General features: G+C 51.8%; 9 protein-coding genes. 2 read left to right on the plus strand and 7 right to left on the minus strand.

Features of this window, described 5'->3' with window-relative positions:
* Positions 1-23: 23 nt before the first annotated feature.
* From ACKFKF_RS25960 to ACKFKF_RS25985, 6 genes are all read right to left on the minus strand, one after another.
* Complete coding sequence (locus tag ACKFKF_RS25960; RefSeq protein ID WP_446870318.1) at positions 24-1,565, minus strand: hypothetical protein; 1,542 nt, start codon at positions 1,563-1,565, stop codon at positions 24-26.
* 146 nt (positions 1,566-1,711) lie between these two features.
* A complete protein-coding gene (locus ACKFKF_RS25965) occupies positions 1,712-1,900 on the minus strand; it encodes a hypothetical protein (protein WP_446860756.1) in 189 nt (62 codons plus the stop codon).
* Positions 1,901-1,910: 10 nt separating this feature from the next.
* Positions 1,911-2,834, minus strand: a complete 924-nt coding sequence (locus tag ACKFKF_RS25970) for a hypothetical protein (RefSeq protein ID WP_446870319.1) — start codon at positions 2,832-2,834, stop codon at positions 1,911-1,913.
* A 97-nt stretch (positions 2,835-2,931) separates the two neighbouring features.
* Entirely contained in the window at positions 2,932-3,402 is a 471-nt protein-coding gene (locus ACKFKF_RS25975) for a hypothetical protein (RefSeq protein WP_446870320.1), read from the minus strand.
* The gene (locus ACKFKF_RS25980; protein WP_446870321.1) at positions 3,374-3,760 is read right to left on the minus strand and encodes a hypothetical protein; all 387 of its coding nucleotides are present in this window, start codon (positions 3,758-3,760) and stop codon (positions 3,374-3,376) included. Before ACKFKF_RS25980 ends, ACKFKF_RS25975 begins: the two co-directional genes overlap by 29 nt.
* The gene (locus tag ACKFKF_RS25985) at positions 3,760-4,797 is read right to left on the minus strand and encodes a hypothetical protein (protein ID WP_446870322.1); all 1,038 of its coding nucleotides are present in this window, start codon (positions 4,795-4,797) and stop codon (positions 3,760-3,762) included. Before ACKFKF_RS25985 ends, ACKFKF_RS25980 begins: the two co-directional genes overlap by 1 nt.
* A gap of 399 nt (positions 4,798-5,196) precedes the next feature.
* Between ACKFKF_RS25985 and ACKFKF_RS25990 the strand changes: the two genes are divergently transcribed.
* Positions 5,197-5,850 (plus strand): response regulator transcription factor, encoded by a 654-nt coding sequence (locus ACKFKF_RS25990; RefSeq protein ID WP_446870323.1) that lies wholly within the window; start codon positions 5,197-5,199, stop codon positions 5,848-5,850.
* Positions 5,851-5,952: 102 nt separating this feature from the next.
* Here ACKFKF_RS25990 and ACKFKF_RS25995 read toward each other — a convergent pair whose 3' ends face one another.
* A complete protein-coding gene (locus ACKFKF_RS25995) occupies positions 5,953-7,137 on the minus strand; it encodes an NAD(P)H-quinone oxidoreductase subunit H (protein ID WP_446870324.1) in 1,185 nt (394 codons plus the stop codon).
* Between the two features lie 150 nt (positions 7,138-7,287).
* Here ACKFKF_RS25995 and ACKFKF_RS26000 point away from each other — a divergent pair, with 150 nt between their 5' ends.
* Positions 7,288-8,217, plus strand: a complete 930-nt coding sequence (locus tag ACKFKF_RS26000; protein ID WP_446870325.1) for a helix-turn-helix domain-containing protein — start codon at positions 7,288-7,290, stop codon at positions 8,215-8,217.
* Positions 8,218-8,274 lie beyond the last annotated feature (57 nt).

Here is an 8,274-nt window from a genome sequence, read left to right on the forward strand (position 1 = left end):
AGAGTTCACAGGGATGAACAATGTCACTTTCGCATCCGGCAGGATTTACGATCGCGATCGGACTGCGGTTCTTGCCACGAGTAGGCAAAGTGACTGATCGACTTAATCTGCGGGGATCTTTGACGAATCGCTTCCATTTGGACTTCTAGCGGCGGACGGTTGCTTACAGACTGCTGCCAAATGCCTGCCAAAACGGGTTTTACCTGCGTTCCTGCGGGAGCCTGACTGAGAACTCGCTGAATCTGACTGACAATACAACCCGCGTTTCCGCAGACCCCATAGGACATGGGATGCCACTCTAGAGAGGCAGGAAAGCGATCCCACGGCTGCAATCGAGAGTCAAAGCCTCGTCCCCCAGCCGTCTGATTGCCCTCCGGAAAGAAAACGGCTCCTGCGGGAAGTCCGGCCTTTTGCACAGGTGCATTCGCCACGTTGAGGAAATCGACGACTCCCTGCATTGCGTGGGCCACACTAAACCGCCAAAGCTCGATCGACAACAAGGCGTGACGCTGACCGAGAGAAGCCTGATTTTCGTTGGGAGCCGGAGTGCGCCCCTGCCACAGTGCCGGATCGATTTCACCCGGAAAGAGTTGATCGACAGCGGCCACATCACCTGGCGAAATGCTGCCTCGCGTCAGATAGCGCTTGATTAACTCTCGCCCCTTATTATTCAAAGCCCGTTGCAAAATGGCTTGCTGAGAAGAGTCGCCGTAAATCCACAAATCTTGAACTCTACTGGCAACCGACGCACTTCCCCGACCGCGTGGATAGCGAATGTAGTCAAATAGCACGCCATCAGGACGGCGTTGAGCGATCGCCTGCACCATTTGATAATAATCCTGCTTGGCTTGCAGACTGTAGGGGTCGATAAACGCCTCATTGGGGTTAAACAGTCCCAGATCAGTGCTGAGTCCGGCGATCGTATTGGCGTTGAGACTGGTCAATCCGTTACCATTTTTGGCGATCGTGCTCTGCTTATCAGGTCGCACCGCGTAGGGATAGCCAAAATTCATGCTAAACAGCCACGAGTAAACTTTTAACCCGCGTTCGCGTCCCTTACGAATCGCGTCTGCTAGCAAATCGACTTTTTCTGCGCCTGACGTTCTCACCACCGAACCCCAACTTGTGGGATTGTCTGCCGCCGGGAGGAGCACCTGACCGTTGTAAAATGACTCGACATAAATCTCGTTGTAGCCGCGATCGACAATCCGATCTAGCACTTCTTCGAGCACACCGGGCTGAATATCACAAGGGTAAAGGCGAATCCAGAGGGCCTGGTTTTTGAGCCAGTTTTGAGTGCGACATTTGCGAAGCTGCTCGGCTTGATCCGCCAGGAGAGATTTGTACCGCTTTTGAGCGCCTTTGTCACCTTTGAGCGCAGCACGGCGGGCGGTTTCTTTTTTGGCGATGCCTTCGGCTGTCTGCTGACAATAAGGCAAATACCCAGCCTGAGCAGGACTTGCCCACCGACCCTGAGCGACCAAACCTGTGGCAACGATCGCACTCATCAGGCACGAAGTCAAACGGCGTTGCCCCTTTTTTGTTAAGGGTTGCAAAAATCGCATAGATGGCTAAAACCTCCTCACAGGTTTCGGATCAGGACACGTTGTTGAACTCAAGCACCCTTCAGAGAAGTCGATCGCAAATCCGGCAAATCCCCTACATCGAAGGTGCCCATTTACAAAAGATTTCCGTCCTTTACCCTATCAGATCATGCCAAAAGAGTCGCGTTTAATTTGACGTGAATTCGATAGAGTTTTTTCGCTTCGGTATTTAACGCTTCTGCCCCCCAACCCCCCAAATCTGGGGGACTTTCGGACAGGATTTCTTGCTCAAAGTCCCCCAAACTTGGGGGATTTAGGGGGCTGCCTGGAGTGATCGCCACAGCGAGGGATTTCATCGAATTCACGTTAATTTGAGGTAGAAGAATGACCCACCAGCGCTTTGCTAATCTCAACGGAATTTGAACCAGATCCCGACTTTTTAGCTTCTTTTTTTGAGAAATTTTTGGCGGCGATCGTGTCCGGTTTAGCCTGCTTTTCTGCGAGTCGGTGGGCGGAGAGTGCCTGAGCGATCGCGTCTAATCTGCGCCCTTGATCGTGGGTAATGCTGGCTTCGGTGTTGCCCAAACCAGGCGCATCCCACTGATTGGTTCTAGGGTTGATAAACGAGTAAACCCTCGCTTGCAAAACCGCATCTGAGCCTGTAAAGCCGCGATCGTAGGCTTGTTTGAGCCGATCCACGTAGCCGCCGTTGTCCAAGGCCGCTAGAGGAGCCTGATTGGCCAAATCGATGCCGTTGAGTTCTGCTTCGAGAGAGAGCATTAGTCGATTGGTGCCCGCCTTTTGACGAATTAAGTCAGCCTGAGACTGCAACCGACGCAACTGTTGGTAATCGGCCGCTTCGGGTGAGTTGGCTCCATGCTGATAAGAAAAACTGCCTTGATTCCAGCGGCCATTGCCAGGATCGACGTGGCCGTAATAGGCGCGAGTTCGACCGCCGTCTGGGGTGCGGGTTCCTTCTGCACTACCAACCGCCTTGGCCACGAGCGAATCGGAACCACCCTCAAACAGATCGGTGGCAGCGATCGCCTCTAAATCAGCTTCTTTGGGGCGGGCAGCGGCGATCGTGGCAGGCTGACTTTTTTCTGGGCGAGACCCAGCAGGCAAGGCAAAATCGAGTATCCCCGACGAGGACTGTTCTCGACTCGGCTCCATCACTTCTCTACGGGCCGTCGTTTGAGAAAAATCTAAGGTTCCACCCGCTTTGGCGATTTTGGCAGCAGGCATGACTACTGCGATCGCACTCAGCGCAACCAAAAGAATATGCTTCATGGCGTTCTCTATTCTGTCTCAGATCTAAAGTCCAACGTCTAACGTCCAACGTCTAATGTCCAAGTAATGTCCAAGTTCTCAGGTCAAAGCCCCCTGCTCAACGAGCCTCCAGCGTGCGTTCTAAAATGTCTTTCGCAGGTTCGACGATCGCCCATTTGCCATCGGGCTGTTTTCTCAAAGCCGCAAATTGCAGAATGTCGCCACTGCCGATCGCCTCCCCCTGACGCAGCAACCCCAGTTTGGGCGAGCTGATTCCACAGAGGCGAAACAAATAAGCAGGAACATTGGGCGTTGAGAAAATCACGCAGCCTCGCTTATCGATTTGCGCTTTGCCATCGAATGGGGCGTATACGCGATTGTGGTTGAGGTCGATCGAGATATCCCCCAATCCGCCCGTAACTTTATAGGTGGCGATCGTGTCTCCAGGTTGCAGTTCCCATTTTTGGTAGAGGGTTACGTCGATCGGCGGCTCATTCGATTGTGGGGCACCACATCCTCCCAACAGCGTGAGAACTGGACTGAGCAGCAGCAACGCCGCCCTAACGCACCAAAAACCGATATCCCGCATACTGATCCCCTTCATAAAGCACGACAAGCTGAGTCTGTGGGTCAAACGCCAGTGGGTAAGCTTCTCGGTCTGCGGTGGCTCCCGCCCTGATTTGCAAGCTCGACAACTTACAGTAAGGCTCTTTGGCAATCTCACGAATTTTGCTTCGACTTTCGCCTTCGGGCACCGTTAACAGCCTGGCCAACTGTTGTCTCGACAGCTTTGCTTGAGATTGCACCGTCTCTTGACAAGCCTCAACTGATTTTTTGCTTCCAAAAGAAGGCAAGCTGCCCAAGTCAAAAAACAGTCCTATTGCCAGCAGTGCGGCTCCTCCGGCTAGAAGCTGTTTGAGGTTAAATCTGCGACTCTGACGGGGCATTATAGCTTTCCTCCAATAAATAAACCAAGCGTGACGAGCAGCAGACGGTAAAGCAAGACAGGACTCGATCGCGGTACAAAAAAGGCTAAATAAGCCGCCACGATCGCCGGGACAAACATCAGCGCCCCGATCGGCATTGCCAAAACGGGAATGATTTCCACCAAAAAGCTCAGTCCAATCCGCAACCCGGCGGCTGCCAGCGTCCAGAGCAGCGCATCCAAAAGACGCACGATCGGTGGTTTGGGCAATCCCAGTGAGGGCGCAAAACGGTTTAGAGAATGGCGCAGCGATCGACGGCGACGAGAAGGCGGGGCAGGGTTTTTCAAGCTTTTGAGGGTTGCTCGCGTGGCGGCGGCCATTGGCTTTTGAGGAACTGTCCGGGGAAACTCCTGGCGGGTTGCTCGCAATCGATCTGAGGAAGCGCCTGGGCTGACAGATGGAAGAGATTCGACAGGCGGCGGGGTGGTCTGCTCTAGGGAAGCTTGGTCTGGGGAAGCGGTCGATCGGGCAGGTCGAGCCGGAGACTGCATAAATGAAGGCATCGACGGCCCAGAAGGTTTGCGCGGCTGAGGGGTTTCTGGAACAGGGGATAAGGCGCTTTGCTGGGCAATTGTCCGCAGTGCCTCCATCTCAGTTTGAATCTCGACCGACTGCTGGTTAATCTGGTTTGCTTGACTTTTAAGTTGAGTCAACTCGTGCTCTAATTGCTGAAAGCGCACTGCAATACCAAAGGGCGTTCGCTCTGAGGATTCGGGAGCCTCCCAGGTGAGTTTGACTTGAGTCGAGGTGATCTGTTTGGCTTTTGGGGTGGTCGATCGTTTGGCCTTACCTGCGGTTTGTTTGGCGGGGGGTTTGCGTCCTCGTTTGGCGGGCGTTTCTTCGGCAGAGGGGTCGATTTCTGAATTGAGGGCTGATTGAAGTTCGATCGTTTCATGCTGCTCGATACAATCCTCCACAGTCCGAGGAGTCGATTTCTTCAAACCAGGCTGCGTCTGTGTCGTCCGAGTGGACTGGCTTTCGGTTTTCAGTTCTCTCATCATCGTCTCCTGGGGGCTGGCGGACTTCACTGTTAGCGTAGTACATTAATACTATAAATAGTATTAATGTACTAAGGCGATTCAGTCAAGGGGACAGCCAGAGAGTTTTGAGCCAAAAGGTTGAAAATAAGCCGTTAAATCAGGTGAGTAGCGTTTTGCAGAAGCCCTCAAGTTGAGGACAAAAACCGCGCGCTGGTGAACAAAGTGTTAAAGTATGTCCGCACATGTCAAAAAGACGATCGTTCATTCCGGCAGACCATCCTTTAGGATAGGGATAGTAGGATAGGGTGCGAGACTCCTTGAGAACTTGACCCCGCCCAAAACCGCATAGTAAAAGATTATTTTCACATTGTACGCTCGACCCGATCTTAGGATTGGGAATGCGATTGTCTTCTCTCCATGCCACTGACAATCCTGGTTGCTGATGACGACACAGGCACCCGTTTATCGATTAGCGATTACCTCGAATCCTCTGGCTACTCAGTCGTGTCTGCTGAGAATGGCAAAGAAGCATTTGGAATGGTTGAGGTTTACCAGCCTCATTTGATTGTGACCGATATTACGATGCCTCAAATGGATGGCTATGAACTGATCCGCCAAGTTCGTCGTCGCCCATCACTGCGCCTATTGCCCGTTGTCTTTTTGACGGGTAGAACGGATACAAAAGAGCGCGTTTTGGGCTACCAGCTTGGCTGTGATGCCTATCTTGCAAAACCGTTTGAGTTGACGGAGTTGGGTGCAGTCGTGCGAAACTTGCTGGAGCGATCGCAGATGATCGAGTCAGAATGGCGATCGCGCGTTCAGGCCGTCCAGCCAGAAGTGTCTCCAAAAATTCTCACGCAGTCCCCGCTGATGGGCACCGGAATGACCGATCGCGAGCGAGACGTTTTACACCTCTTGAGTGGTGGGCTGTCGAATGTGCAAATTGGCGACAAGCTACATCTGAGTCCCCGCACGGTTGAGAAACACGTTAGCAGCCTACTCAGAAAAACAGACACCAGCAATCGCGCCGAGCTAGTACGGTTTGCAATGGATCATCATCTGGTGGACTAGCCGTTGAGACTGCAAATTAATCCCTCTCTAGGTGGTGACCTTCACCCAGTGCTTAGGCTTTGTCCGGCAAGGTTTGAACCGCTTTGATCAGGAGCGATGACATTAGCGATCGACCGATCCCATGATGATGTCAATGCTACCGAGAATCACGACAATATCGGCTACCTTCATGCCTTTCAGCAGATGAGGCAAAATTTGCAGATTGTTAAAATCGGCGGCTCGAATTTTCCAGCGCCAGGGAAATGGGCTATCATCTCCCAGCAAGTAAATTCCCAGTTCTCCCTTACCGCTTTCTACTCGCACGTAGTGTTCACCTTGGGGAATTTTGAAGGTGGGTGCAATTTTCTTGCCGATGTATTGATAATCAAAGTCCTGCCAGTGTGATTTAGGGCCCGCCTCCAAGCGCTTGGCTTCCAGATTTTCGTGAGAACCCCCCGGAATCTGAGCGATCGCTTGTCGAAGAATCTTTAACGACTCTCGCATCTCCCGAATTCGTACCTGATAGCGGGCTAGACAATCGCCCGACGTTTCCCACGACACCTGCCAATCAAAGTCGTCGTAGCATTCGTAATGGTCTACTTTTCGCAAGTCCCATTGAACACCAGAAGCTCGCAACATCGGGCCTGAAAGCCCCCAATTGATCGCGGTCTCGCGAGCGATCGTGCCAATGCCTTCCACACGCCGACGAAAAATCGGATTGTCAGTAATCAATCGCTCATATTCATCGACCTTGGGCATAAAATAGTTGCAAAAGTCTTCGCATTTATCGAGCCAGCCATCAGGCAAATCTGCCGCGACCCCTCCAATGCGAAAGTAATTGTTATTGACCATACGGTAGCCCGTGGCCGCTTCCCAAAGGTCGTAGATCAGTTCTCGTTCTCGAAAGATATAGAAGAGCGGAGTTCCGGCACCCATGTCGAGCATAAAGGGGCCCAGCCAAAGGAGGTGACTGGCAATGCGATTGAGTTCTAGCATGATGACGCGAATGTAGCTGGCCCGTTTGGGTACGGCAATATTGGCTAGTTTTTCGGGGGCATTGACGGCCACGGCTTCGTTAAACATCCCGGCTGCATAGTCCCAACGGCTCACATAGGGAACGTACATCAGATTGGTACGGTTTTCGGCAATCTTTTCCATGCCTCGATGCAGGTAGCCAATCACAGGCTCACAGTCGAGGACGTTTTCGCCATCCAAGGTGACGATCATCCGAAAACACCCGTGCATGGAGGGATGGTGTGGCCCCATGTTGATCAGCATCGGTTCGGTTTTAGTTTCGAGCATTGCCATGAGCAGACGACCTCCAAACGCTTTAAAGTTGAGTCTTTTATTAGCGAGTGTAGAAAGTCTGTGATTCAAGGTCTTGTAGATTCGTCCGATTTTTTGCAGATTCGTCCGGTTTCTGATCGGGTACTGTCAAAAGTGATGCGATAAAAAGTGATGAAATGGCGCGGAGGCAATCAGCAGATGTCAGAAGCGACTTCCTTAACGATCGATTTTGCTCAAGAAAAAGAAGCAGGATATGAGCGGGTGTTTGCTCAATTGCCGCTGCTAACTAGCTTGGCAGACAAGTGGCAGGGGGTAGATTGCGCCTACGATTATCTGATGCCCGGAGCCACACCTGAAGTGTCCTCAAAACAGCATTGTGTGGCTATTTTTACAGAACTCTCATCGCCCGCCTCGGTAGAGCGAACGTTAGGTGGATGCTTTCGTCAGGAACAAGTCATGCAGGGCGATATGCTGATTGTTCCGGCGACTGTGAGTGCGCGATCGCAATGGAACATCTCTGGCGGAGTTATTTTTCTAAGTTTTGAGCCGAGCATCTTTGCCCAAGCAATGCACGAATCATTTGACCCAGACCGAGTAGAACTGGTGCCCCATTTTGCCACGCCTGATCCTTTAGTTCACCAAATTGGATTAGTGTTCAAAGCGATTCTAGAAAATCCTCATGCGGGGAGTCGCCTCTACGCCGAGACGCTGGCAAACGCCTTAATGGTGCATTTACTACAGCACTACGCAACCCAGCAACCTGTTAGCAGCAATCCTGGCAAGTTGTCTAGCACTCGATTGCAGCAAGTGGTCGATTACATTCACGACCATCTCGATCGAGATCTGAGTCTCGCAAAGTTGGCGACGGTTTCGCGACTGAGCAGCCATTATTTCTCTGAGCAATTTAAGCAATCTACCGGGTTTACACCGCATCAGTATGTGATTCAGTGCCGGGTAAAACGCGCCAAGGAATTGCTGCTACAAGGAGAACTGACGATCGCAGAGATTGCCAGAACTGTAGGATTTGTAGATCAAAGCCATCTCAATCGTCACTTTAAAAGGGTACTGGGAGTGACTCCTAAATCAGTTTTGAGAAATTAATACCCTGGTTGACTGACAAAACTCCTGAAACCCTCGATTCTTCGTAGGTTGGTGTTG

The organism is Phormidesmis sp. 146-12, assembly GCF_052939495.1.